General features: G+C 68.1%; 25 protein-coding genes. 16 read left to right on the forward strand and 9 right to left on the reverse strand.

Annotated features, from left to right (window positions below; all coding sequences use genetic code 11):
• Nucleotides 1-44: 44 nt before the first annotated feature.
• The 5 genes from ACKTT0_RS19725 to ACKTT0_RS19745 form a co-directional block, all read right to left on the reverse strand.
• A complete protein-coding gene (locus ACKTT0_RS19725; RefSeq protein ID WP_407851467.1) occupies nucleotides 45-2330 on the reverse strand; it encodes a RelA/SpoT family protein in 2286 nt (761 codons plus the stop codon).
• A gap of 21 nt (nucleotides 2331-2351) precedes the next feature.
• Entirely contained in the window at nucleotides 2352-2555 is a 204-nt protein-coding gene (gene rpoZ, locus ACKTT0_RS19730; protein ID WP_028356249.1) for a DNA-directed RNA polymerase subunit omega, read from the reverse strand.
• A gap of 39 nt (nucleotides 2556-2594) precedes the next feature.
• Nucleotides 2595-3230, reverse strand: a complete 636-nt coding sequence (gmk, locus tag ACKTT0_RS19735; protein ID WP_407851468.1) for a guanylate kinase — start codon at nucleotides 3228-3230, stop codon at nucleotides 2595-2597.
• A gap of 87 nt (nucleotides 3231-3317) precedes the next feature.
• Nucleotides 3318-4229 carry a c-type cytochrome gene (locus ACKTT0_RS19740; protein WP_407851469.1) on the reverse strand — a complete coding sequence of 304 codons (912 nt, stop codon included), beginning with the start codon at nucleotides 4227-4229 and terminating at the stop codon, nucleotides 3318-3320.
• Nucleotides 4226-4951, reverse strand: coding sequence for a c-type cytochrome (locus ACKTT0_RS19745; RefSeq protein WP_407851470.1), 726 nt, complete (start codon nucleotides 4949-4951; stop codon nucleotides 4226-4228). The genes ACKTT0_RS19740 and ACKTT0_RS19745 overlap by 4 nt, the downstream gene beginning before the upstream one ends.
• 225 nt (nucleotides 4952-5176) lie before the next feature.
• On the opposite strand from ACKTT0_RS19745, the gene ACKTT0_RS19750 reads away from it, so the two are divergent.
• Complete coding sequence (locus ACKTT0_RS19750) at nucleotides 5177-5947, forward strand: SDR family oxidoreductase (protein WP_407851471.1); 771 nt, start codon at nucleotides 5177-5179, stop codon at nucleotides 5945-5947.
• A gap of 69 nt (nucleotides 5948-6016) precedes the next feature.
• Here ACKTT0_RS19750 and ACKTT0_RS19755 read toward each other — a convergent pair whose 3' ends face one another.
• Nucleotides 6017-6637, reverse strand: a complete 621-nt coding sequence (locus ACKTT0_RS19755; protein WP_407851472.1) for a C40 family peptidase — start codon at nucleotides 6635-6637, stop codon at nucleotides 6017-6019.
• Nucleotides 6638-6880: 243 nt separating this feature from the next.
• On the opposite strand from ACKTT0_RS19755, the gene ACKTT0_RS19760 reads away from it, so the two are divergent.
• The 9 genes from ACKTT0_RS19760 to ACKTT0_RS19800 all read left to right on the forward strand — a co-directional run bounded on the left by ACKTT0_RS19760 (nucleotide 6881) and on the right by ACKTT0_RS19800 (nucleotide 14539).
• Nucleotides 6881-8377, forward strand: a complete 1497-nt coding sequence (locus ACKTT0_RS19760) for an AMP nucleosidase (RefSeq protein ID WP_407851473.1) — start codon at nucleotides 6881-6883, stop codon at nucleotides 8375-8377.
• A 112-nt stretch (nucleotides 8378-8489) separates the two neighbouring features.
• Nucleotides 8490-8789: a helix-turn-helix domain-containing protein gene (locus ACKTT0_RS19765; RefSeq protein WP_407851474.1), complete on the forward strand. Its 300-nt coding sequence runs from the start codon at nucleotides 8490-8492 to the stop codon at nucleotides 8787-8789.
• Nucleotides 8786-10129 carry a type II toxin-antitoxin system HipA family toxin gene (locus tag ACKTT0_RS19770; RefSeq protein ID WP_407851475.1) on the forward strand — a complete coding sequence of 448 codons (1344 nt, stop codon included), beginning with the start codon at nucleotides 8786-8788 and terminating at the stop codon, nucleotides 10127-10129. The genes ACKTT0_RS19765 and ACKTT0_RS19770 overlap by 4 nt, the downstream gene beginning before the upstream one ends.
• Before the next feature lie 251 nt (nucleotides 10130-10380).
• Nucleotides 10381-11256: a UTP--glucose-1-phosphate uridylyltransferase GalU gene (gene galU, locus ACKTT0_RS19775; RefSeq protein WP_407851476.1), complete on the forward strand. Its 876-nt coding sequence runs from the start codon at nucleotides 10381-10383 to the stop codon at nucleotides 11254-11256.
• Nucleotides 11257-11331: 75 nt separating this feature from the next.
• Nucleotides 11332-12168, forward strand: a complete 837-nt coding sequence (locus ACKTT0_RS19780; RefSeq protein ID WP_407851477.1) for an EamA family transporter — start codon at nucleotides 11332-11334, stop codon at nucleotides 12166-12168.
• 34 nt (nucleotides 12169-12202) lie between these two features.
• Nucleotides 12203-13288, forward strand: coding sequence for a calcium:cation antiporter (locus ACKTT0_RS19785; protein WP_407851478.1), 1086 nt, complete (start codon nucleotides 12203-12205; stop codon nucleotides 13286-13288).
• A gap of 43 nt (nucleotides 13289-13331) precedes the next feature.
• The gene (locus ACKTT0_RS19790; protein WP_407851479.1) at nucleotides 13332-13835 is read left to right on the forward strand and encodes a low affinity iron permease family protein; all 504 of its coding nucleotides are present in this window, start codon (nucleotides 13332-13334) and stop codon (nucleotides 13833-13835) included.
• A 51-nt stretch (nucleotides 13836-13886) separates the two neighbouring features.
• Complete coding sequence (locus ACKTT0_RS19795) at nucleotides 13887-14294, forward strand: hypothetical protein (RefSeq protein WP_407851480.1); 408 nt, start codon at nucleotides 13887-13889, stop codon at nucleotides 14292-14294.
• Nucleotides 14295-14347: 53 nt separating this feature from the next.
• Nucleotides 14348-14539: a hypothetical protein gene (locus ACKTT0_RS19800; RefSeq protein WP_407851481.1), complete on the forward strand. Its 192-nt coding sequence runs from the start codon at nucleotides 14348-14350 to the stop codon at nucleotides 14537-14539.
• A gap of 86 nt (nucleotides 14540-14625) precedes the next feature.
• On the opposite strand, the gene ACKTT0_RS19805 is transcribed toward ACKTT0_RS19800, so the two are convergent.
• On the reverse strand, nucleotides 14626-15564 hold the full coding sequence (locus ACKTT0_RS19805) for a YicC/YloC family endoribonuclease (protein ID WP_407851482.1): 939 nt from the start codon (nucleotides 15562-15564) through the stop codon (nucleotides 14626-14628).
• A 141-nt stretch (nucleotides 15565-15705) separates the two neighbouring features.
• On the opposite strand from ACKTT0_RS19805, the gene rph reads away from it, so the two are divergent.
• Nucleotides 15706-16446, forward strand: a complete 741-nt coding sequence (rph, locus tag ACKTT0_RS19810; protein WP_407851483.1) for a ribonuclease PH — start codon at nucleotides 15706-15708, stop codon at nucleotides 16444-16446.
• A gap of 146 nt (nucleotides 16447-16592) precedes the next feature.
• Here rph and ACKTT0_RS19815 read toward each other — a convergent pair whose 3' ends face one another.
• The gene (locus ACKTT0_RS19815) at nucleotides 16593-17966 is read right to left on the reverse strand and encodes an MmgE/PrpD family protein (RefSeq protein WP_407851484.1); all 1374 of its coding nucleotides are present in this window, start codon (nucleotides 17964-17966) and stop codon (nucleotides 16593-16595) included.
• Between the two features lie 9 nt (nucleotides 17967-17975).
• Nucleotides 17976-19136 carry an acyl-CoA dehydrogenase family protein gene (locus ACKTT0_RS19820; RefSeq protein ID WP_028356236.1) on the reverse strand — a complete coding sequence of 387 codons (1161 nt, stop codon included), beginning with the start codon at nucleotides 19134-19136 and terminating at the stop codon, nucleotides 17976-17978.
• Nucleotides 19137-19262: 126 nt separating this feature from the next.
• Here ACKTT0_RS19820 and ACKTT0_RS19825 point away from each other — a divergent pair, with 126 nt between their 5' ends.
• The 5 genes from ACKTT0_RS19825 (at nucleotide 19263) to glnA (ending at nucleotide 25402) form a co-directional block, all read left to right on the forward strand.
• Nucleotides 19263-20195 (forward strand): LysR family transcriptional regulator, encoded by a 933-nt coding sequence (locus tag ACKTT0_RS19825; RefSeq protein ID WP_407851485.1) that lies wholly within the window; start codon nucleotides 19263-19265, stop codon nucleotides 20193-20195.
• A gap of 78 nt (nucleotides 20196-20273) precedes the next feature.
• Nucleotides 20274-21905, forward strand: a complete 1632-nt coding sequence (locus ACKTT0_RS19830) for a methyl-accepting chemotaxis protein (RefSeq protein ID WP_407851486.1) — start codon at nucleotides 20274-20276, stop codon at nucleotides 21903-21905.
• Between the two features lie 26 nt (nucleotides 21906-21931).
• Nucleotides 21932-22561 carry an RdgB/HAM1 family non-canonical purine NTP pyrophosphatase gene (rdgB, locus tag ACKTT0_RS19835; RefSeq protein ID WP_407851487.1) on the forward strand — a complete coding sequence of 210 codons (630 nt, stop codon included), beginning with the start codon at nucleotides 21932-21934 and terminating at the stop codon, nucleotides 22559-22561.
• Nucleotides 22562-22583: 22 nt separating this feature from the next.
• Nucleotides 22584-23801, forward strand: a complete 1218-nt coding sequence (gene hemW / locus ACKTT0_RS19840; protein ID WP_407851488.1) for a radical SAM family heme chaperone HemW — start codon at nucleotides 22584-22586, stop codon at nucleotides 23799-23801.
• Nucleotides 23802-23989: 188 nt separating this feature from the next.
• Nucleotides 23990-25402, forward strand: a complete 1413-nt coding sequence (glnA, locus tag ACKTT0_RS19845; RefSeq protein WP_407851489.1) for a type I glutamate--ammonia ligase — start codon at nucleotides 23990-23992, stop codon at nucleotides 25400-25402.
• Nucleotides 25403-25420 lie beyond the last annotated feature (18 nt).

Consider the following 25420-nt stretch of genomic DNA (forward strand, 5'->3'; position numbering starts at 1 on the left):
TATTTGGTTCAGCCGATACACGCGGTGTATTGGCGCGGGCAGCGTCAGCCCTTGACCCGCACGATCTTCTGTACCTGCGGCACGTGGCGGATGGCCCGTATGACCTGCGCCAGGTGCTTGCGGCTGTCGACTTGTATGGTCAGGTGCAGCGACACGGTGGACACCGCGTCGTCGTGCATGGTGATCTGCACGATGTTGGCGTCGGTCGCCGTCACTTCCGCGGCCAGGCGGCCCAGCACGCCGCGTTCATTGCGCGTGATGACATCGAGCCGGGTGGACAGGTGCTTGGCGGTCTGCGCGTCCCAGGCCACGTTGACCCAGCGCTCGGGCTCGCGGGCGCGCTGGCGCACCGCGATCGGGCAGTCGGCGGTGTGCACCACCAGCCCCTGGCCAAGCCGCAGCCCGGCCACGATGGGGTCGCCGGGCAGGGGGCCGCAGCATGGCGCCAGTTGCACCGCCTGGCCTTCGTTGCCCTGGATCAGGATGGGCGCGCTGCGGGCCGAAGTGATCTCGTCCACGGCGGCCGCGGTGGTGGCCACCAACTGGTGTTCGGGGGCAAAGCGGCGTGCCACGACGGCGGCCAGGCGCTTGCCCAGCCCGATATCGGCCAGGATCTCCTCGCGCGAGCTGGCGCCCGTGCTGCGGGCCAGCTTTTGCCAGGCGGGGTCGTCGGACGCCGGCAGGGCCAGGTGCAGTTCCTGCAGGGCCTGCTCGAGCAGCCGCTCGCCGAACGCCACCGATTCTTCGTACTTGACGGTGCGCAGGTAGTGGCGAATCTCGGAGCGCGCGCGGCCGGTGCGCACGTAGTTGAGCCATTGCGCGTTGGGCCGCGAGGCCGGCGAGGTGATGATCTCGACCGCGTCGCCGCTGCTCAGTTCGGTGCGCAGCGGCACGAATTCGTTGTTGACCTTCGCCGCCACCGCCTGGTTGCCGATGTCGGTGTGGATGGCATAGGCGAAGTCGACCGGCGTGGCGCCGCGCGGCAGTGAAATGATCTTGCCGCGCGGGGTGAAGACATACACCGCGTCCGGGAACAGGTCGACCTTGACGTGCTCCAGGAATTCACCGGAATCGCCGGTCTGGCTCTGGATGTCGAGCAGCGATTGCAGCCACTGGTGGGTGCGCTTCTGCAGGTCGTTCAGCGAGACATCCGCGCCCTTGTACAGCCAGTGCGACGCGACCCCTTCCTCGGCGATGTGGTGCATGTCGCGGGTGCGGAACTGGAACTCGACCGGCGTGCCGTACGGGCCCACCAGCGTGGTGTGCAGCGACTGGTAGCCGTTGACCTTGGGGATGGCGATGTAGTCCTTGAACTTGCCCGGTACCGGCCGGTAGAGCTGGTGCAGCGTGCCCAGCGCCAGGTAGCATTCCGGCAGCGTGTGCACGATGACGCGGAAGCCGTAGATGTCGAGCACCTCGGAGAACGACTTCTTCTGCTCGACCATCTTGGTGTAGATGCCATAGAGCGTTTTTTCGCGGCCGGAGACCTCGGCCTCGATGCCCGCGGCGGGCAGCGCGGCCCGCACCGCGTCGCCGATCTTGCCGATCACTTCGCGGCGGTTGCCGCGGGCAGCCAGCACGGCCCGGTACAGGACTTCGTAGCGGTTGGGGAACATCGCCGCGAAGCAGAGGTCCTGCAGTTCGCGAAACAGCACGTTCAGGCCCAGGCGATGCGCGATGGGGGCGTAGATGTCGAGCGTTTCGCGGGCGATGCGGCGGCGCTTCTCGGGGCTGACCGCGTCGAGCGTGCGCATGTTGTGCAGGCGGTCCGCCAGCTTGATCAGGATGACCCGCACGTCGCGCGCCATGGCCAGCAGCATCTTGCGGAAACTCTCGGCCTGCTGTTCGGCCTTGGTGGCGAAGTCGAGGCGGTCGAGCTTGGAGAGCCCGTCGACCAGGTCGGCGACTTCGGTGCCGAATTTCTCGGCCAGCTCGTGCTTGGCGATGCCCTGGTCTTCGATCACGTCGTGCAGCAGGGCGGCCGACAGCGCATTGGCGTCGAGCTTCCAGGCGGCGCAGATCTCCGTGACCGCGATGGGATGCGAAATATAGGGCGAGCCGCTCGCGCGGAACTGGCCCAGGTGCGCCTGGTCGGCGAAGCGATAGGCTTCGCGCACGCGTTCGACGTCTTTCTTGTCGAGGTAGCTGCCGATGATCTCGGTCAGCGGGGCCAGCGAGGCAACCGGCGAGGGCTGTGCGTCGGCGGCATCGGCCGGCGCGGCCAACTGGGCGGGGGAACCCTTCTTGCCGGGGCGGCGTCCCAGGCGGGAGCCCGCGCGCAGGGCGGCGAGCAGGCCCGTGGAAGCATACTTCAGCCGGGGAAAAGCCATGTTGCCGCCCCCAGGCCCGGATCAGGTGGGGACTTTGCGCAGCATTTCCAGGCCGGTGTGGCCGCCGGCGATCTCGCGCAGGGCGGTCACCGTGGGCTTGTCCTTGCTGTCGATGCGCGGCGCATGACCCTGCGCCAGCTCGCGGGCGCGATAGGTGGCGGCCAGCGTGAGCTTGAAGCGGTTGGGGACTTGGGTCAGACAGTCTTCGACGGTAATACGGGCCATGAGATACCTGGAAGGAATGTTGAAAGGGGGAAAACCGTGTCAGTGCGCCGCCGGAATGCCCAGTTGCGCGAACAGGGGCGCGTGGCGGACGGCCTGAGACGAAAAACGCAGCCGGGCAGCGCTGATGATTTGCACCAGTTCCGCCAAGGCTACGCTAAATTCTTGATTAATAATAACATATTCGCATTCCGGCGCGTGCGCGATCTCGCCGCCCGCAGCCAGCAGCCGGCGCGCGATCACCTGGGGCGCATCCTGGCCGCGCGCCTTGAGCCGATGCTCGAGTTCCTCGATGGAGGGCGGCAGGATGAAGATGCCGATGGCGTCCGGATAGCGCTGCTTGACCTGGCGCGCGCCCTGCCAGTCGATCTCCAGCAGCACGTCGCGCGCCTCGCGGGTGGCCTGGTCGATGAGGTCGCGCGGCGTGCCGTAGAAATTGCCGTGCACTTCGGCCCACTCGAGCAGGGCCTGGCTCTTGCGCAGCTCGTCGAATTGCTCGGGGGTGATGAAGCGGTATTCGCGCCCGTCGACTTCGCCCTTGCGCGGCGCGCGCGTGGTGCACGACACCGAGAGAGCCAGCGACTTGTCCTGGTCGAGCAGGGCCTTGACCAGGCTGGATTTGCCGGCGCCGCTGGGCGCGACGATCATGAAAACATTGCCGGGAGGGTGGTCGGACATGAATCGGACGGGACGTACAGGGGTAAGACGCGAAGAATAGCAAATCGGCTGCCGCCATGGGGCGGCGGCCGTCGCGGCGCCCCGTGGCTAGCGGTCGGCGCGCAGTTTGCCGCCGGGCGGCGGCGCGGCGCTGCCAAGCAGATGGCCCCGGACTTCCAGGCCGTACAGCGAGTCTTCGGTGTCGTGGTATTTGGCGCGGGTCTCGGCCACCGACCCGGTGTAGCGGGGGTCCTGGGGACGCTCGTGGGCGTTCATGAAATAGGCCACGTCCCAGGCTTGCTGCTCGCTGAGCAGGCCTGCCTGGCCGAGCGGCATGTTGGCGTGGATGAAGGCCGCCGCATTGCCGAGCTGGTGCATGCCCGCGCCCCAGTTATACGACGCGTCGCCCCACAGCGCCGGGAACACCCAGTGCTTGCCGTTTTTCTGGCCCTGGCCTTCGGCGCCGTGGCATACCGCGCAATACTGGCCGTATACCTCCTGGCCGCGCAGGTAGTCCGGCTTGGCGGCCGGCGGCGGCAGCTTGCGGTAGCCCTGGCCCGCCAGCTTGACGCCGGTGGGGGCCTTGCTGGCCAGCCAGAACATATAGCTTTCCAGCGCCACGATCACCGGATCGTCGGCCGCCGGCGGCTGGCCGTTCATGCTGTACCGGAAGCAGCCCTGCAGGCGCTCGGCCAAGGTATTGACGTGGCCGTTCTTGGCCCGGTAGGCCGGGTACAGCACATAGGCCGCCCACATGGGCGCCGAATCGGGCCGCCGGCCGGCATCCAGGTGGCAACTGGCGCAATTCAGGTCGTTGCCGACGAACTTGGCGGCATGGTCGGGGGTATTGATGAACAACTGCTCGCCCTGGCGCACCACCTCGCCGAATGGCGTGTCGGGAATGCTGCCGGGCGCGGGCGGGGTGAACGCGGGCGGGGCCTCGGCCGCGCTCGCCTGCGCGGCGAGCGTACATGCCAATGCGGCCATCAGGCGGGCGGAGAGACGTCGGCGGAGCTTCATTGGCGGCCTCCCGCGGGTTGGCCGGCCTGGCCCTGCGCGGCCTTGGGCAGGTCCGCATAGTACGCGGCGACGGCATCGATCTCCTGGTCCGACAGGCGCGTGGCCACTGCCGGCATCAGGGCCAGTGGCCCTGGCGGGCGGCGTCCTTCGCGCCAGGCGCGCAGTTGCCCGGCAATGTAGGCGGCCGACTGGCCCGCCAGAGCGGGGAACGCGGTGCCCACGCCAATGCCGCCGGGTCCGTGGCACTGGCTGCAGGCCGGAATGTTGCGCTCCCAGGCGCCGCGATTGGCCAGCCAGGCGCCGGCGTCGGCCGGTGTAATGGCGGCGGCGCGGGTCGCCGCCAGGCGATCGGCATCAAAGGGGGCGGGCAGGCCGGCGTAATAGTCCGCCAGCGCGGCGCGCTGGTCGGCGTTCAGCGCCGCGGCAATCGGCGCCATCACGGGATTCGGCCGGGAGCCATTGGCCAGCGCCTCCAGTTGCTCGCGCAGATAATCACTGCCCAGCCCGGCCAGATGGGGAAAGTTCGCGGCGGGGTTGCCTTCGCCGCGCGCGCCATGGCAGGTGGCGCAGGCCGCCGCGCCGTTGGCGCCGCTGGCGGCGATGCGCGCCGCGTCGATGGATTGGGCCACCGCCGGGCCCGCCGCCAGTGACAGGGCCAGCGCCACAGCGGCGGGCCAGGGCGCGGGGCGCGGTGGAGGACAGGAGAATAGGGAAAGGGTCATTGCTGCAACAGAAGAAACAAAGGGCGCAACTTTTCGATAGAAAAGGTGCATACTTCGACTGGCTCCAGCACAGGCGCTGGTGGCGCTTAATTCCTATTGGAAATAAGCAAATTAGGAATAATTATATATTCCTTGTAAGCCGGTGCGCGTCCTCGTCACTGCTACTTGCAACCCCTGCGTGCCGATTGCGTTAGGATTTTGCGGTTCAATCAGATGGAGATTCGGATGCATGCGAAAGACCAACCCAGCGCCCAGGTTGCGTTGGTGACCGGGGCCGGGACAGGCATAGGCCGGGCGGTGGCGCTCGAATTCCTGGCACAGGGCTATCGTGTGGTGCTGGCTGGCCGGCGCCGCGAGATGCTGGAGCAGACCCGCACCGCCGCCGGCGAAGACGGCGTGCGGGCGCTGGTGGTGCCGACCGACGTTTCCGATGAGCAGGCCGTGCGCAGCCTGTTCGACGAAACCCAGCGTGCTTACGGCCGGCTTGATGTCCTGTTCAACAACGCGGGCCGCAACACGCCCGCGGTGCCCATCGAGGACCTGCCGGTCGATTTGTGGCGCGAAGTGGTCGACATCAACCTGACGGGCATGTTCCTGTGCGCCCAGGCCGCCATCCGCCTGATGAAGGCGCAGCAGCCGGGCGGCGGGCGCATCATCAACAACGGCTCCATCTCGGCGCACGCGCCGCGCCCCATGTCGATTGCCTATACGGCCACCAAGCACGCCGTCACCGGGCTGACCAAATCTATTTCGCTGGACTGCCGCGCCTACGGCATCGCCTGCGGCCAGATCGACATCGGCAATGCCGCCACCGACATGACCGAACGCATGGCGGCCGGCATCCTGCAGGCCGATGGCAGCCGCCGCGCCGAGCCGCGCATGGATGTGGCGCACGTGGCGCATGCCGTCGTGTCCATGGCCAAGCTGCCGCTCGATGCCAATGTGCAGTTCATGACCATCATGGCCACCAACATGCCGTTCGTGGGACGCGGCTGAGCCAGCGCGTGGACATGAAAAAAGCGCCCGCGAACGGGCGCTTTTTTGTTGCGGGCCGGGGTGGCCGGCTCAGGGCGCGGCGGTGTCGGCCTTGGCGATCAGGTGGCCTGCCGGGGCGGTGGCCGGGGCCGTGTCGAGGTAGCGTCGCGCCGTGACGTAGTGGCGCGACCAATAGCTGTTGTCGAGGGTGTCGATGCGTACCTTGGAGCCGCGCGTGGGGGCGTGCACGAACTGGTTCTGGCCGATGTAGATGCCCACGTGCGACACGCCGCCGCGGCGGCGCGTGGCGAAGAAGACCAGGTCGCCCGGCTTGAGCTGCTTCTTGTCGACCGACTTGCCGGCGCGGCGCTGCTCGCGGGCGGTGCGCGGCAGCTCCACGCCGGCGATCTCGCGGTACACGAATTGCGTCAGGCCGCTGCAATCGAAGCCGCCGTCCGGGTCTTCGCCGCCCCACACATAGGGCGTGCCGAGGGTATCGAGCCCGGCGCGCACCACCATGTCGGACAGCGACGGCACCGTGAGCGGATCGATCAGGCGCAGGCCCTTGAGCGAAGCCAGGGCTTCGGGCGAGAGCGACGCATGGGCGGAAGAGAGGGGGAGCCAGGACAGGCCGAGCGCCAGGAGGGGGGCGGCCAGGAATGCGGGAAGGGCAGATAGGGCAGGACGGACTTTTCGCGTCGGTGGAGTCATTGCGACACTTCAAAAATCGGAGCGGGCGGGATGGCTGACTACGTCAGGCCGGCGGCGAGTGTGGCGCGTATACAACGCAGCCAGCGGTATTTTAACGGATTGACGTTTCTTTGCATTTACGGGTTATTACTAGGATGATGCAGACAGATGCGGGTGGCTTGCGCGAGCGCAAGTGGGGTCATGCGGTTGCGGCATAATCCAGGCAGCCACGCCGCCGGCATGCTGTCTTCCGGAAATCGTTTCATGACTATTGACTTTTCCATCTCTGCTGTTCGTCGCCCCGACCCCATCGAGTTCCAGCGGTTCGACCAGGCGCAGGCGGCCGTGGACCGGTTGACCGAGATCTATGGGCGCAATACCGCGTTCATCCGCGCGGCGTTCCAGGACGTGGTCAATGGGCGCGACCTGCCCGGGCCGGTGCGGGCGTGCTATCCGGCCATCCGTCTCGCCGTGGACACATACGATCCTATCGACACCCGGCTGTCATTCGGCCACGTGGCCGAACCCGGCGTCTACCAGACCACGGTGACGCAACCGGCCCTGTTCCGCGACTATTTCATCGAGCAGATCGGCCTGCTGCTGCAGAACCACCGCGTGGCGGTGGAAATCGGCGAGTCCGACTCGCCCATTCCGCTGCATTTCGCTTTTCCGGACGGCGCCTATGTGGAAGGCGAGCGCCTGGAAGGCATGCGACGGCCGCTGCGGGACTTGTTCGATGTGCCCGACCTGGCCGTGACCGATGATGCCATTGTCAATGGCTCGTGGCGCGGACGCGAAGGCGAGCCCCGGCCGCTGGCGCCTTTCACGGCGCCGCGCGTCGATTACTCGTTGCATCGCCTGCAGCATTACACGGCCACGGCGCCCGCGTATTTCCAGAACTTCGTGCTGTTCACCAATTACCAGTTCTATGTCGACGAATTCTGCGCCCGCGCCCGGGCGCTGATGGCCAGCGGCAATGGCGATTACGATGCGCTGGTCGAGCCGGGCAACCGGATCACGCGCCGCGGCGATAATGCCCCGCCACCCGCGCCGGCCGGGGGCCTGCGCTTGCCGCAGATGCCTGCCTACCACCTGGTGCGGCCCAATCATTCGGGCATTACGCTGGTCAATATCGGCGTCGGGCCCTCCAACGCCAAGACCATCACCGACCATATTGCCGTGCTGCGCCCGCATGCCTGGCTGATGCTGGGCCATTGCGCCGGCCTGCGCGATTCCCAACGCCTGGGCGACTATGTGCTGGCGCATGGCTATGTACGCGACGACCACGTGCTGGATCACGACCTGCCGACCTGGGTGCCGGTGCCGCCGCTGGCGGAAGTGCAGGTCGCGCTCGAACAGGCGGTCGAGGAAGTGGCGGGCCTGTCGGGCTGGGAGCTCAAGCGCATCATGCGCACCGGCACGGTTGCCAGCATCGACAACCGCAATTGGGAACTGCGCGACCACACCGAACTGGTGGAGCGTTTCACCCAGTCGCGCGCGATCGCCCTGGACATGGAGTCCGCCACTATCGCCGCCAACGGGTTCCGCTTCCGGGTGCCGTACGGCACCTTGCTGTGCGTATCGGACAAGCCCCTGCACGGCGAACTCAAACTGCCCGGCATGGCCAGTGCCTTTTATCGCGGACAGGTGAACCAGCACCTGGAAATCGGCATCCGGGCGCTGGAACGCCTGCGCGAGATGCCGCCGGAACGCCTCCACTCGCGCAAGCTGCGCACGTTCATGGAAACCGCCTTTCAATAACACATTGTGGCATTAAAGTAGTATTTTTTAATTTCTAACTACTTTAATGCTATTGATATAGGGAAATATGGCAATATAGTAGTCATGTTGCTCATTGAACTACTTTAATGCCATGAAAACCTTGTCAGCCATTGCGGCCGTGCTGCGGCAGCGCCTGCAAGAGCGCGGCCAGACCCAGGCGTCGCTGCGCGAAGCCGCCGGCGTGGCGCAGCGCACGCTCACCAACGTGCTCAGCGGCGAACAGGATTTCAAAGTCAGCACGCTGCTGGCCCTGGCCGACCGGCTGGGGCTGGAAGTGTTGCTGGTGCCCAAGGGCGCCGCGCCGGCCTTCGACGCCGCCGCGCCGTCCAAGCCCGGCGTGCCCACGCGCATCCAGGTCGCCCGCGGGAAAATCCCGGGAGAGCCCCGATGAACGTCAAGGCGCTGGCCATCTTCATCGGCGCAGAGCGCGTCGGCGTGCTGTTCCAGTACAGCATGCCGGGGGCGGAGGTCGTGACCCGCTTCGTGGCCGACGACGCCTACGCGCGTCAGGCCGGCGCCGCCGTCCTGTCGGCCGCCTACCTGGCCGATTCGCCGCAGGACCAGGCCGCCTTCTGGGCCGACGTGCGCAGCGAACCGCTCAATGGCCGCCATTCGCCGCACAATGGCTGGCTCCTGCCGGCGTTCTTCCAGAACCTGCTGCCCGAAGGCGTGTTCCGCGACCATGTCGCGCGTATCCGCGGCTGCGATCCCAGGGATCATTTCGAAATGCTGGCCGCCTGCGGCGCGGACCTGCCTGGCAATGTATATGCCCGCCCGGTGGAACTGTCGCGCGACGAGCTGGCGCATTACGTCACGCAAGACCAGGACGCGCTGGAAATGACCGTGACGGCCGACCCCATGGAGCAGGGCGTATCGTTGTCCGGCGTGCAGCCCAAGCTGGGGGTCATCAAGCAGGGCGAGCGCTACGTGGGGCGCACGCGCGACCACGACACGCACATCATTGCCAAGCTGCCGGTGGTGGGGCAGCCGCTGCTGCCGGAACTGGAAGCGCTGTCGCTGCAATTGGCCGGCGCGGCGGGCGTCGACGTATGCCGCGCCTATCTCGAGCCGCTCGACAAGCTCTCGGCCGAACACGGCTATGACCTGGGCGACGTCGACGCGCGCACCCAGTTCCTGGCGGTCGTGCGCTACGACCGCCAGCCCGGCCGCCGCACCCATTGCGAAGATTTCGCGCAGATCCTGGGCATCATGCCGGAAGAGAAATACCGTGCCGCCACCTATCTGGACGTGGCGGCGGTATTGATGGCTTTCGATACCCTGGGCGAGGCGGCGGTGCACGAGCTGCTCAGGCGCATGGCCGTCAACGAAATGCTGGGCAACCCGGACATGCACTTGAAGAACCTCGGGCTGGTGTACCCCGACGGCAGGACGCCGCGCCTGGCGCCGGCCTACGACATCGTGGGCTATGCCGCCTACCATGCCTGCCACGGACACGCGCTGCGGATCGTGCCTGCCTCCCTCGAGCCGCGCCGGTCCGCCGCCCAGCAGGCGGCGGGCGCCAAGCCGGCCTTGTCGCCGGCAATGGTGCGGGCGTTCTGCGCCGGCCTGGGCATCCCCGAGAAACCGGCCGCGAAGGCGGTCGCCGATTGCGTCAAGGCGGCCGCGGCGCACTGGCCCGGGCTGATCGCGGCCTCGCCCTTGACTGCGCGCCAGCGGCAGAACCTGTTGGCGCATTTGCAGTCTCATCCGATGATCCGGTCATTACGGTAAAGAAGACATACAACCGGAACTTTTCGCCACAAAAACGGTCTCATGAAAACAGGCGTATTCCACGCCACAGGAGACCACTATGACATACACGTCACGCGGGGAACGCGAAGACTACATGAAGTGGCCCAGCGACTTCCCAGCCAAGCACTGAACCTTCAATCCTGTCTTCGGGCCCGCTTCGGCGGGCTTTTTGTTGCAACGGCGGCACGCCGCTTGCTACGGCTGCGGCACCAATAACTGCCGAGAACATCATGAAGCCGATCCGCAAAGCCGTGTTTCCCGTCGCCGGCATGGGCACCCGGTTCCTGCCCGCCACCAAGGCCATGCCGAAAGAAATGCTGCCCGTCGTCGACAAGCCGCTCATCCAATATGCGGTCGAGGAAGCGGTGGAGGCGGGGATTACCGAACTGATCTTCATCACGGGGCGCAACAAGCGCGCCATCGAAGACCATTTCGATCGCGTGCCGGAATTGGAGGCGGGGCTGGAGGCCAAGCACAAGACCAAGCTGCTCGATGCCGTGCGCAATGTCATACCCGCCCACGTCAATTGCATCTATACGCGCCAGGCGGCGCCGCTCGGGCTCGGGCACGCGGTGCTGTGCGCCGCGCCCATCGTGGGCGACGAGCCGTTCGCCGTGCTGCTGGCCGACGACCTGATCGATTCCGCCGTGCCGGCCACCGCGCAGCTGATCGATGCCGCGCGCCGCCACGATGGCAGCGTGGTGGCCATCCAGAGCGTGGCGCGCGACCAGACCGACAAATACGGCATCATCTCGGGCCGCCGCATCGATGCGCGCACCGCCCGGCTGAGCGGCATCGTGGAAAAGCCCGCGCCGGCCGACGCGCCGACCACGCTGGCGGTCGTGGGCCGCTATGTGCTCGAGCCGGAGATCTTCCAGCACCTGCGCGCTACCCAGGCGGGCGTCGGGGGCGAGATCCAGCTCACCGACGGCATCGCCGGCCTGCTCGCCGGCCGCGATGTCTACGGCTATCAGTACGAGGGAGTGCGCTACGACTGCGGCAGCAAGGCGGGCTTCTTCCAGGCCACCGTGGACCTGGGGCGCAAGTATCACGGGCTGGGGATGAGCAGCCCGGAGGCGGAGATGGCCATGGCGGGCGACGACTGAGCGCGGCCATGCCGGTCATCGCGGCGCCGCGGGGCATATGGCTTGCTGCAGGCCAATGCTGGCACGGGAGGCACATTGGCTACGCTACTGGCGCTATGGTCGGCGCTGATCTTCGGACTGATAGACTTCGCCGCCGCGCTGCTGGCGCGCCGCGGCGGCGCGGCGTCCATCGCGGCGCTGGTGCAGCTGGGCGGCTTGCTGCTCGCCTTGCCCGTGGCAATCGCCAGCAGCGCCGGCATGCCGGCCGCGGCCACGCTGGGGTGGGGTGCCTTGTCGGGCATCGGCACGGGCGTGGGCATCATGTTCCTGTACCTGGGCATGCGGCGCGGCCAGCTCTGCGTCGTAGTCCCGGTCAGCGCGGTCGCCGCTATCGCCTTGCCGGCGCTGGTGGGAATCTTGTTCCTGGGCGAGCGTCCCTCTGTCCAGGTCTACGTCGGCATCGTCGCCGCGGCGACGGCATTATGGCTGGTGTCTTGCGGGAACCAGTTGCGGGCAGCCCTGCAGACCGGGGGCGCCGTCGAGGGCGCAATCGCGGGGGTGGGTTTCGCGCTCCAGTCGACCGCCATCGTCATGCCCGGCGATGCGGCGGGGTATTGGCCGCTGGCCGCCAACCGCCTGGCCGCCATGTGCACTGTCGCGATGCTGGCCAGGTCGCTGCACCTGCCGCTGTCATGGGGGTGCGCTCTGGCGCCGCGCGCGCTGGCAATCGGCGCGGCGGCGGTGGTGTCGCTGGCCCTGTATCTGCACGCCGCCCGCCTGGGCCTGATGAGCACGGCCGTGGCGATTTCTTCGCTGTATCCTGTAGTGCCGGCGCTGCTGGGCGTCTATGTGCTGCGCGAGCGCCTGGCGCTATTGCAAGTGGCCGGGCTGGCCATGGCCGCGCTTGCCGTCGCGTTGATCGCGATGGGTTAGCGGCAGGCGGTTCGTCCTTTCCGGGAGAGCGCGCATGCAAGCGGTGTTGAAGCAGGAAGCGTTGTTGCTGCTGGCGCTGGCGATTGCGGTCGCCGCGTACGGCGCCGGCGGCCGGCTGACCGGCAGCGGGCTCGATATCGCGGTGACTGCCACCGTCGTGCTGGTGATGGCGATCATCTGCGCATCGCAGCGGGTCGCGTTCCATGCCGAGCAACTGGCCCATCGCCTGGGCGATCCCTACGGCACCATGGTGCTGACGCTGTCGGCCGTGCTGGTCGAAGTCGTGGTGCTGGGCATCGTCATCTCGCACGAGCCGTCGCCCACGCTGGTGCGGGACACCATCTACGCCGCGGTCATGCTCGACATCAACGGCATCCTGGGGCTGGCGGCCTTGATGGGCGGATTCAAGCATGGCGAACAAGCCTACAACGACGATTCGGCCCGCACCTATACGGTCATGATCCTGACCGCCATGGCCATTTCCATGATCGTGCCGGAATTCATCCCGCGCGGCAGCTGGCACCTCTATTCCGGCTTCACGATATTCGTGATGGTGATGTTGTACGCGGTGTTCCTGCGCATGCAGACCGGGCCGCACAGCTACTTCTTCAGCTACAGCTATCCCGAGAAGCGCCGGCGCCCGGCCGCGCCGCCGGGCCGCGGACGGTCTACCGGGTTTTCGGTGGCGCTGCTGGTCGCCGGCGTGGCGCTCATCGGGGCGCTGTCCGAAGTCATGGCGGCCACGCTCAATGTGTCGCTCGAGCACGTGACGGTGCCGGCCGTGCTGCCGGGCATCGTGGTGGCGCTGATCTCGGCCAGCCCGGAAATCCTTACCGCCCTGCGGGCGGCGCTGGCCAACCGCATGCAGTCGGTAGTCAACATCGCGCTGGGCGCGTCGCTGTCGACCGTCATCCTGACGGTGCCGGTCATGGAGGCGCTGGCGCTGTATACGGGCCAGCCCTTCGAAATGGCCATGACGCCCGTGCAGACCATGATGGTGCTGGTCACGCTGGTCGTCACGGCGATCAACCTGAACGACGGCCAGACCAATGCGATCGAGGGCATGACCCATTTTGCCCTGTTCGCCACTTTCCTGATGCTGTCCGCGCTCGGCCTGTAGCCGCGCGGACGCGGCGTCGGCGATCGTCACATAGGAGAATGCCATGAGCCACCAGACCAAGACCGGCGATCACAGTCATGCCCGCGACGCCAGGCAGCGCCGGCGCCACGACCCGGGGCCGGGCCCGGGGCCCGGGCGCGAGAGCGGGCCGGGCGCGCAGGGACATCGCGGGTCGCCGATTACCCGCATGTTCGACCGCTTCGCCACCGCTGTGGCCCGGGCCACCGGTTCACCCGTGGCGTTCGGCTGCGCGGTTCTCATCATCGTGGTGTGGGCGGCCGCGGGTCCGTCGGCGGGTTTTTCGGAAGTGTGGCAGTTGGTGGTCAACACCGGCACCACCATCATCACCTTCCTGATGGTGTTCCTGATCCAGCAGAATCAGAACAAGGACAGCCGCGCGCTGCACGTCAAGCTCGACGAACTGCTGATGGCGCTGAAGGGCGCCAGCGAAAAGCTCGTCGATATCGAGGACCTGGACGAGGAGGAGCTCAACGAGATCGCCGAACGCTACCGGCAGCTGGCCAAGGCGGTGCGCGCCCGCGAGTAGCGCGGTACGGCGCTTGCTGCGGCAGCGCACTCATGCCGAATGGAGGCAGCCATGTCCCGCTATCTGCTTGTTTCGATCCGCTGTGCGGTGCTGGCCGCGCTGCCGGCCGTGGCCGCGCCCGTCCTGTGGGCGCAGCCGGTGCAAAACGAAGGCCGCGCGCAGGAACAGCCCGGCTCGAGCCCGCGTCCCGAGAGCAGCCGTGCGCCCGACGGCAGCTCCACGACCCGCGGGCAGACCGATTCGAACCCTGACCGGCCCAGCGCCAGCCCTGGCGAGCGCAATCCCACCCCGAATGGCCAGGACAGCCCCCAGCCGGGCCAGGGTGGCGCGTCGCAGCCCGCGCCGATGCCGCGCGGGCAGGGCACGGTCGAGCCGGATCGTCCGGATGCGCCGGCCAGCTCCACGATCCCCGGCGGGCGGGCCGGATCCGGCGGCCACAAGCACGGCGGCGGACGCTGAGGCAGGTATACGCCTTGCTGCGGGTGCTGCCCATGTCTGGCACGGAGAACACCATGCTTGCCTTTCCGCATCGCGAACCCGTCGGCCCGCCCGACGTGCCGCCGGAAGACCCGGCCTGGCCGGGCGAACCACGGCCCGACGAGCCCAAGCCGGGTTCGGACCGTCCACCGTATGACCCCGACCGGATCCCGGGCACGCCCCAGGCGCCCAACCCCTCTTCGCCTGATACGATCGACCTGGCGTAACCCGGCTTCGGCCGGCGCCGCGCGGTCCCGCCGCCGCGCGCCGGCACTCCACGCAGGCCGTCCTAAGCCGAAGGCGCGTTGCCCGGCTATTCGATATTCTGCGCCTGCTCGCGCATCTGCTCGATCAGCAGCTTCAGGTCCATGGCGGCGCGGGTGACCTCCATGCTGCCGGCCTTGGAGCCCAATGTATTGGCTTCGCGGTTCATTTCCTGGAACAGGAAATCGAGCCGCTTGCCGGCGCTGCCGCCGCCGCGCTTGGCGTCCTTGGCCTTGCCGCCGGCCTCGCCGCCGCCCAGCAGGTGGCGCAGTTCTTCCAGGTGCGAGCGCAGGCGCGCCAGTTCTTCGGCCACGTCGATGCGCAGCGCGAACAGGTTGGCCTCCTGGGACAGGCGCTCGGACAGCTCGGGCCCGGAGATGTGGGCGAATCCGCCCGGAAAGGCGGCCTCGACCGATTCGCGCAATTTGGTCGCGAGTTTTTCGCGGTGATCGGCCAGCAGCTGGGGTAGGTGGGCCTCGACCGACTCGACGATGCGGGCTACGCCCTCGGCGCATTCGAGCATGGTCGCGGCCAGGCGCTGGCCCTCGCGCTCGCGGCCTTCCTGCAGCTGGGCCAGCGCCTGGCGGGCCGCCTGCAGGCAGGCCGCGCCCCAGGCTTGCGGATCCAGGGTGTCGTTGCCGCGCTGGCCCGGCCAATTGAACAGTTCCGCCAGGCGCGGCGCCGCGACGTCGGGCAGCACCGCGCGGGCCGCCTGCAGTTGTTCGGCCAAGTGCTGCAGCCAGGCCGGGTCCAGGTTGGCGAGTTCGGCCCCGGCGGCGCGGGTGTACGAGGCGCGGACCTCGACCTTGCCGCGGCCCAGGCTGGTGGTGAGCAGCTCGCGCAGCGGTGTCTCGACGTGCCGCAGTTCGTCCGGCAGGCGGAAATACAGGTCGAGATAGCGGCTGTTGACGCTGCGCAGTTCCAGCGCCAGGGTGCCTTGCTCGAGGTCGGCGCGGGCATTGCCGAAGGCGGTCATGCTGCGGATCATGGGCGTGTCCTGATGAAAGATGCGCCCCCTGGCCCAGGGGGCAAAAATGGCTGTTTCCGGCAGGATACCTCAAGCCCCGGGGCGCCACGTTGACGGCACGTACAATGCGGCGGTGTATCCGAATTCACCTGGAGCCCGTCCGTGTCCTCATCTTCCGCTTCCGCCGCCGCGCATCCGTCCGGCCGCGCCGTCGATCAACTGCGCCCGTTCCGCCTGCAGCGCGGCTACACCCGCTATGCCGAGGGTTCGGTGCTGGTGCAGGCCGGCGATACGCATGTGCTGTGCACCGCCAGCGTGCTGGACAAAGTCCCGCCGTTCCTGAAGGGGCGCGGCGAAGGCTGGGTGACGGCGGAGTACGGCATGTTGCCGCGCGCCACCCACACGCGCGGCGACCGCGAGGCCGCGCGCGGCAAGCAGAGCGGCCGCACCCAGGAAATCCAGCGCCTGATCGGCCGCAGCCTGCGGGCCGTGTTCGACCTGCGCGCGCTGGGAGAGCGGACCCTGCACCTGGATTGCGACGTGCTGCAGGCCGACGGCGGAACGCGCTGCGCCAGCATTACGGGGGCCTGGGTCGCGGCCGCCGATGCCGTGGCCTTGCTGATGCGGCGCGGGGACTTGGCGGACAACCCGATCCGCGATGCGGTGGCGGCGGTGTCGGTGGGGCTGGTGGCCGGTCGTCCGGTGCTCGACCTGGACTACCAGGAGGATTCGGCCTGCGACGCCGACGTGAACGTGGTCATGACCGGCTCGGGCGCGTTCGTCGAGGTGCAGGGGACCGGCGAAGGCGCCACGTTCACGCGCGCCGAACTGGACGCCATGCTGGCCCTGGCCGAGCGCGGCATCGGGCAACTGGTGCAGGCGCAGCGCGCGGCGCTGGTCTGAGGGCCGGCTGCCTTGGCTGGTACGGAGGTGTCAGACACCCTCGGGTGTCTGACACCTGGAGACCTGAAGGAGCGTAATGGCGGTAGGTGTCAGATACCCAAGGGTATCTGACACCGGAAAGACCTGGAAGCGCGAGCGCCGCGCCGCTATCGGGCCGGCAGCAGCGCGCCCACGCGCGGCAGCTTTTCCAGGTTCCAGACCGTGTCGATCAGGCCGCGCACTTCGGCCTCGCTGGCGGCCTGCGCGTAGACGCCCAGCTGCAGCGCCTTGGCCTCGATCTCGGCCCGGCTGAGGGTGTTGCCCGGATCGCCCTTGGGCTCGTCCACGCGGGCATGCAGCACCCGGCCGTCGGTGGTGCGCACGGTCACCTTGCCGATCCAGCGCTCGGGATACGCGGCGTCGACCTCCGGATCGAGTTCCATGCGGAACTTGCCGCGCAGGCCGGCCACTTCCGGATCGCCCAGGGCGGCATCGAACTCGGCCAGTCCGGCGCGTCCGCTGCGGGCGATCAGGGCCAGCACCGTCCCCATGGAAAATTTCGATTGATGCACCGTCTTGGGGTCGACCACCGGCCCGAGCACGTCGATGGCGCCCTGGTGCACGTGCGCGGTCACCTCCGCCAGGTCGCTTTCGCGCAGCTTGTATTCGCGCATGGCCTGCTGCAGGGCATCGGCCGCCGGGTGCGTGTGGCGGCACGAGGCGTGGTACTTGAACGAGGTTTCCGACAGGGCCCAGCGCTCGCCCAGGCGGTCGACCAGGCGGGCGGGATCGGCATCGCGCGACATGCCGGCTGCCATGCCCTGGGCGCCTTCCAGGATGCGCTGCGCGCCGGTGAACCCCTCGCCTGCCAGGTAGGCCGCGGTCAGGCCGTCTGCGGCCGCCTTGGCGGTGTGCAGCTGCTTGGAATCCGCCGCGTCGCGCAGGAATTCCCACAGGCCGGCGGCCTGGGTGCCGGCCGAGCCCAGCGCATGCAGCATCTGCGCGGCGTCCAGCCGCAACAGGCGGCCTACCGTGACGGCGGCGGCGAGCGTGCCGACGGTGCCGGTGGTATGGAAAATCTTGTAGTGCGAACGGCCCAGGTATTCGCCGACGCGGATGCCTACTTCGTAGCCCGCCACGGCGGCCACCAGCAGGTCCTTGCCCGAGCGCTCCCGCGCCTGGGCCACGGCCAGGGCCGGCGGGAACACTACCGCCGCCGGGTGGAGTACCGAGCCGTTGTGCACGTCGTCCTGCTCGACCACGTGGGCCGCGGCGGCATTGACCATGGCGGCGAACAGCGGCGAGGTCTGGCGTCGCGTGATCAGCACCTGCGCGGCGCCCTGGGCCGGGCCCATGGCCGCGGCATAGCGTTCGATGGCCTGTACCGGCCGGGCATTGGCGCCGGCCAGGATCGAGCCCAGGGTGTCGAGCAGCAAGTCTTCGGCGCGCCGCAATACCGGCGCGGGGATATCCTCGAAACGCAGGCTGGCGGCGAATTCGGCCAGGGTGGCGCTGGGATGGGGGTAGGCGGGTGCGGTCATGGCGGCTGGTCAGAACGAACGCGGCAGGCCCAGGATGTGCTCGGCTACGTACGAAAGAATGAGGTTGGTGGAGATGGGGGCCACCTGGTACAGGCGGGTTTCGCGGAACTTGCGCTCGACGTCGTATTCATTGGCGAAGCCGAAGCCGCCGTGGAACTGCAGGCAGGCGTTGGCGGCTTCCCAGGACGCATCGGCGGCCAACAGCTTGGCCATGTTGGCCTGCGCGCCGCACGGCTGGTGCGCGTCGAACAGGCGGCAGGCCTCGAAGCGCATCAGGCTGGCGGCCTCGACGTTGATATAGGCGCGCGCGATGGGGAACTGCACGCCCTGGTTCTGGCCGATGGGGCGCCCGAACACGATGCGCTCCTTGGCGTAGGCGGCGACCTTGTCGACGAACCAGTAGCCGTCGCCGATGCATTCGGCCGCGATCAGCGTGCGCTCGGCATTCAGGCCGTCGAGGATGTACTTGAAGCCCTTGCCTTCCTCGCCGATCAGGTTCTCGGCCGGGATTTCGAGGTTGTCGAAGAACAGCTCGTTGGTCTCGTGGTTGACCATGTTGGGAATGGGGCGCACCTGCATGCCGTGCTTGACGGCGTGGTGCAGGTCCACCAGGAAGATCGACATGCCCTCGGACTTGCGGGTCACCTGGTCGAGCGGCGTGGTGCGCGCCAGCAGGATCATCAGGTCGGAATGCTGCACGCGCGAGATCCAGACCTTCTGCCCGTTGATCACGTAGCGGTCGCCGCGCCGCACGGCGGTGGTCTTGATCTTGGTGGTGTCCGTGCCGGTGGTGGGCTCGGTCACGCCCATCGACTGCAGGCGCAGTTCGCCGCTGGCGATGCGCGGCAGGTATTCACGCTTCTGGGCTTCCGAGCCATGGCGCAGCAGGGTGCCCATGTTGTACATCTGGCCATGGCAGGCGCCGGAGTTGCCGCCGCTGCGGTTGATTTCCTCCATGATGACCGAGGCCTCGGTCAGCCCCAGGCCGGAGCCGCCGTATTCCTGCGGGATCAGGGCGGCCAGCCAGCCGGCCTCGGTCAGGGCGCGCACGAATTCGTCCGGGTAGCCGCGCGCTTCGTCGACCTTGCGGAAGTATTCGCCGGGGAACTGGGCGCACAGGTCCCGCACGGCTTCGCGGATGTCCTGGTAGGAATGATTGGAGTCTGGCATGGCTGGGGCTCTATGATGACGCTGGCAAATAATCCGGCACTTTGCCCCAAGGCGGGGCGCCTTGCCAATTTATGATTGCTTAATACCGGCTTAGCAATTGCCGAAGAACAGGTTCCAGAGGACTCAATGGCGGGACATTTCGATCTCACCGATCTACAGCTCATTGTGCACATAGGCGACTGGCACAGCCTGACGCGCGCCGCGGAGAAAACCCATCTGTCGCTGCCGGCGGCCAGCACGCGCATCAAGAACCTGGAAGAGCATTTCGGCACTCAATTGCTGTACCGCACCAGCCAGGGAGTGACGCTGACCCCGGCGGGCGAGGCGCTGACCCGCCACGCGCGCACGGTCATGCGCCAGGTCGAGCAGCTGCGCGGCGACATGCAGGAATTCGCCCGGGGCGTGAAGGGCCACGTGCGGGTGCTGGCCAACACCACCGCCATGACCGAATTCATGCCGGCGGTGCTGGGGCGCTTCCTGGCGGCCCATCCGGACGTCAACGTCGAACTGCGCGAACGCCTCAGCTACCTGATCGTGCGGGCGGTGGCCGAAGGGTCAGCCGATCTCGGCATCGTGGCCGGCCATACCACGGACCAGAACCTGCAGTTCATTCCCTACCGCAAGGACCGGCTGGTGCTGGTGACCGCCGCCGCCCACCCGCTGGCCCGCGAATCGGCCGTGGCCTTCGCCGACACGCTCAACAACGACTACGTCGGCCTGTCGGAATGGAGCGCCATCCATCCGTTCCTGGTGCAGGCGGCCGCCGCGCTGGGGCGCACGTTCAAGTTCCGCGTCGAGGTCGGCAATTTCGAGGCCGTGTGCCGCATGATCGAGACCGGCGTGGGCATCGGCGTCATCCCCGAGTCCGTGGCGGCGCGCTATGCCCGCGCGCTGCAGGTCGCCATCGTGCCGCTGGTGGATGACTGGGCACTGCGCAAGCTGCAGATCTGCGTGCGCGACCTCGACGCGCTGCCGGCTTTCGCGCGCGAACTGGTCGACATGCTGGTGGCCGACATTCCCGCGGACCAGCGCGAAAACGGCGCGGACGGCGCTCCCTGAATGTCAAGAATCTGCCAAGTTCGCCCCGCATAATCGCGGCACCCCGCCACCCGGGCGGCGGCAACTCCATGTGGGCGTATGCGCAGAAACCTGAGTGTGAACCTGGCGCTGTCGGCGATGCTGGCGGTTTTCGTGGCATTGTTCGTGGCCGCGGCCGCCGGCGGCATCGGGCTGCTGCGCGACAATCGTGCCGACATCGAGGCGCTGGGCCGCGGCAACATCGAGCGGGCCGGCGACCTCAGCGACCTGGGCAGCCGGCTGTTCCAGGCGCGCGCCTGGCTGACCGACGCCAAGACCTATATGGAAGGCGGCCTGCAAGAGCAGCGCGACCAGGCGCTGGCCCGTTCGCAGGCACTGCTCGAGCAGGCCGCCGGCAGCCATGAGCGCCTGCGCGCCAACCCCGACACCAGCGCGCGGGGCGCCGCGCTGTTCGAGGCGGTGCAGGTGGCTTACACCGGGCTGGCCGGCGAGGCCCTGCTGCCGCTGCAGCAGGCGATACAGGGCTGGAATGGCATCGAGGCCAATCGCATCGTCGACCAGGCGCTGCCGATGCGCAGCGCCGCCTACCTGGACGCCGTCGAGGCATTCCAGGCGTATGCGCGCGCCCAGGGACAAGCGGCGGTGGCGCGCTCCAGCCGCGCGCTCGACCGGGCGGTCGCGGTGGCGGTGGTGTTATCGGGCCTGGTGGCGGCGCTGGGGCTCGGTTTCGGACTGGCATTCCGGCGGGTGCTGCTGCGGCCGCTGGTGCAGGCCGGCGCCCATTTCGACCGCATCGCCGACGGCGACTTGAGCGCCGCCATCGCGGCGCGCGGCGCCAACGAGATCGGCGTGCTGTATTCGGCGATGCGCCGCATGCAGGCGGGCCTGACCGCGGCCGTCGCGGCGGTGCGGAGCGGGGTCGAGGAAATCCACCTCGGCGCGCGCGAGATCGCCGCCGGCAACGGCCAGACGTCCGATCGCATCGCCGGCCAGGCCGGGGCCTTGCAGGAGACGGCCGCCAACATGGCGGCCCTGGCAGGCATGGTGCGCCGCACCGCCGATCAGGCCGACCAGGCGCGCGGCGAGGCCGCCGAAGCCGCCCGCCTGGCCGAGCGTGGCGGCCTGGCCATGGCAACCGTCATTGGCGCCATGGAGAACATCGCCGCCGATACGCGGCGCATCGAGGCCATCGTCGAGGTGGTCGACAGCATCGCGTTCCGTACCAACATCCTGGCGTTGAACGCCGCGGTCGAGGCGGCTCACGCCGGCGAGCAGGGCAGGGGCTTCGCGGTGGTGGCCGGCGAGGTGCGCCTGCTGGCGCAACGCAGCGCGCAGGCCGCCAACGAGATCCGCGCCCTGATCCAGGCGGCGGCGCAGGGGGTGAGCGATGGCGTGTGCCAGGCCGGGACGGCGGGCGACGCGGTGCGCGAGGCGGTTGCCTCGGCGGGCCGGGTGACCCGGCTGGTATCCGGGATCACCGAGGCCGCGGCCAGGCAGGCCGCGGGCATCGAGTCGGTGAACGACGCGGTGGCCCGGTTCGAGCGCGCCACCCAGGAGAACGCGGCCATGGTGGAGCAGACCGCCGCGGCGGCGGCCGCCCTGGAAGACCAGGCGGCGGCGCTGCAGGACGCCGTGGCGGTGTTCCGGTTGGCGAGCGGCGCGCAGCCGCCCGCCGGCGCGGCGCCGCGTCCGTCCGCCGCGCCCCTGCGGCTGGCCGCGACGCCAGGCTGAGGCGCCCGCGCGTCTACAATGGCGGCATGACATCGACGAATCTTCAAACCGCCCTGGGCCGGGTCGTGCTGGCCTCGAACAACCCCGGCAAGCTGCGCGAGTTTTCCGCCTTGTTCGCGCCGCTGGGCATCGAACTGGTGCCGCAAGGCGAACTGGGGGTGCCCGAGGCCGAGGAGCCGCACGTCACCTTTGTCGAGAACGCGCTGGCCAAGGCGCGCCATGCCAGCCGGCTGACCGGCCTGCCGGCACTGGCCGACGATTCCGGCCTGTGCGTGGCGGCGCTCGATGGCGCGCCGGGCGTATATTCCGCCCGCTATGCGCAGCTCGGCAATCCGGCCGCGGCGCGCAGCGATTCCGCCAACAACGCGCTGCTGGTCAGCAAGCTGGCGGGCGTTGCCGACCGGCGCGCCTGGTACGTGGCGCTGCTGGTGCTGGTGCGCGCCCATGATGATCCGCAGCCGCTGATCGGCGAAGGCCTGTGGCAGGGCGAGATCGTCGACGCGCCGCGCGGCGAAAACGGCTTTGGCTACGACCCGCACTTCCTGCTGCCCGACCTGGGCCGCACCGCCGCCGAACTGGAGCCGGCCGAGAAAAACCGGACCAGCCATCGTGCTCGCGCCCTGCGCCAGTTGCTCGACAAGTTCGCCCAGTCCTGATCCCCGGCACGGCGTTTTCATCGTGGCGATAACCATTCCCATCCACCAGGCGGGCGCCGGGTCCCGGGCCCGCGTGGTCACGCCGGCCGGTGCGGCGCTTACCAGCCTGCCGCCGCTGTCGGTCTATGTGCACGTGCCCTGGTGCGTGCGCAAGTGTCCCTATTGCGATTTCAATTCGCATGCAATGCCGGCCGAACTGCCGGAGCGCGCCTACCTGGACGCCTTGCGCGCCGACCTGGAGCAGGCGCTGCCGTCGGTCTGGGGCCGCCAGGTGATTTCCGTATTCATCGGCGGCGGCACGCCCAGCCTGCTGTCGGCCGCCGGGCTGGACGAATTGCTGGCCATGCTGCGAGCCTGTCTCAACTTGCTGCCCGACGCCGAAATCACCATGGAGGCCAACCCGGGCACGGCCGAGGCGGGGCGGTTTCGCGATTACGCGGCCAGCGGCGTCAACCGGCTGTCGCTGGGCATCCAGAGTTTCGACGACGCGCAGCTTGCCAAGCTGGGCCGCATCCACGACGCGGCGCAGGCGCGCGCCGCCATCGAGATGGCGCAGCGCGCCGTGGCGCGGGTCAACCTCGACCTGATGTTCGCCCTGCCGGGCCAGGACATGGACGGCTGCCTCGACGACCTGCGGCAGGCGCTGTCGCATGGCACCGAGCACCTGTCGCTGTATCACCTGACGCTGGAGCCGAACACGGTCTTCGCCAAGTACCCGCCGCAACTGCCGGACGACGACGCCAGCGCCGCCATGCAGGATGCGATCGAGGCGCGCCTCGAAGAGGCCGGGCTGCATCGCTACGAGGTCTCGGCGTATGCCCGCACGGGCGCGCGCTGCCGCCACAATCTCAATTATTGGGAATTTGGCGACTACCTCGGGCTGGGGCCGGGCGCGCACGGCAAGCTGTCGTTCCACGACCGCATCGTGCGCGAGGCGCGCCTGCGCAATCCGGAATCATGGATGGCCCGGGCCCAGGCCCGCGACGGCAGCCATATCGCCGAGACGCGCGCCGTGGGGCCAGGCGAGTTGCCATTCGAGTTCATGTTGAACGCGCTGCGCCTGAAAGAGGGCGTGCCTGCTTCTTCCTTCAGCGAACGCACCGGGCTGTCGCTGGCGGCCATTGCGCCCGCCCTGCAGGCTGCCAGCACGCGCGGCCTGCTCGATCCCGACCCCACCCGCTTGCGCGCCACCCCATTAGGCTGGCGGTTCCTCAACGACCTGCAGGAAATGTTCCTGTAATCCGTGTTGCACCATAATGGTGCTTTGATGCGCCATGTTTTGCACTATTATGGTGCCTTGATGCCCCTCCATGGCGTGCATGGGGCGGCGATGCCCCGTGTTGGAACTTGGCACGCATATTGCTTCCGTCTGTTTATGCCAGCCGGACCTGGGCGCAGCCCCCGGCGCTTTTATCACATGGAGATGACATGGCAAGCCCGAAAGACATCCTGAAACAGATCGCCGACAACGAAGTCAAGTTCGTGGACTTCCGTTTCACCGATACGGTCGGCCGCGAACACCACGTGTCCGTGCCGACGACCGCCGTCGACGAGGACAAGCTGGAAAGCGGCCAGGCGTTCGACGGTTCGTCGATTCCGGGCTGGAAGGGCATCGAGGCTTCCGACATGCTGCTCATCCCCGACCTGGATACGGCCAACCTCGATCCGTTCCGCGAAGAACCCACGCTGATCCTGAGCTGCGACGTGGTCGAGCCTTCCGACCTGAAGGGCTACGATCGCGATCCGCGCTCGCTGGCCAAGCGCGCCGAAGCCTACCTGAAGTCCTCCGGCCTGGGCGACACCGCCTACTTCGGCCCGGAACCCGAGTTTTTCGTGTTCGACGGCGTGACCTGGAACACCGACATGTCCGGCACCTTCGTGAAGATCAAGTCCGAAGAAGCCTCGTGGTCGTCGGCGATGGAGTTCGAAGGTGGCAACATGGGCCATCGTCCGGCCGTCAAGGGTGGCTATTTCCCCGTGCCGCCGGTCGATTCCTTCCAGGACATGCGTTCCGAAATGTGCCTGCTGCTGGAACAAATGGGCGTGCCGGTGGAAGTGCACCACCACGAGGTGGCGGGCCCGGGCCAGCTGGAGATCGGCACCAAGTTCAGCACGCTGGTCAAGCGCGCCGACTGGACCCAGATCCTGAAGTACGTCGTGCACAACGTGGCGCATGCCTACGGCAAGACCGCCACCTTCATGCCCAAACCCGTTGTTGGCGACAACGGCTCCGGCATGCACGTGCACCAGTCCATCTGGAAGGACGGCCAGAACCTGTTCGCCGGCAACGGCTATGCCGGCCTGTCCGAGTTCGCCATGTACTACATCGGCGGCATCATCAAGCACGCCCGCGCGCTGAACGCCATCACCAACCCCGGCACCAACTCGTACAAGCGCCTCGTCCCGCACTTCGAGGCCCCGGTCAAGCTGGCCTACTCGGCGCGCAACCGTTCGGCGTCGATCCGCATCCCGTACGTCGGCAATCCGAAGGCCCGCCGCGTCGAGACGCGCTTCCCGGACCCCCTGGCCAACCCGTACCTGGCTTTCTCGGCCCTGATGATGGCCGGCCTGGACGGCGTGCAGAACAAGATCCACCCGGGCGACCCGGCCGACAAGAACCTGTACGACCTGCCGCCGGAAGAAGACGCCAAGATCCCGACGGTGTGCGCGTCGCTGGACCAGGCGCTCGAGGCGCTGGACAAGGACCGCGAGTTCCTGACGCGCGGCGGCGTGTTCAGCAACGACATGATCGATGCCTACCTGGCCCTGAAGGAAGGCGAGGTCCAGCGTCTGCGCATGACCACGCATCCGGTCGAGTTCGACATGTACTACAGCCTGTAATGTCGTCCGCCAGGTCCG

Source organism: Bordetella saccharivorans (assembly GCF_045862855.1).
In the GTDB taxonomy this organism is placed as follows: Bacteria; Pseudomonadota; Gammaproteobacteria; order Burkholderiales; family Burkholderiaceae_B; genus Bordetella_A; species Bordetella_A petrii_F.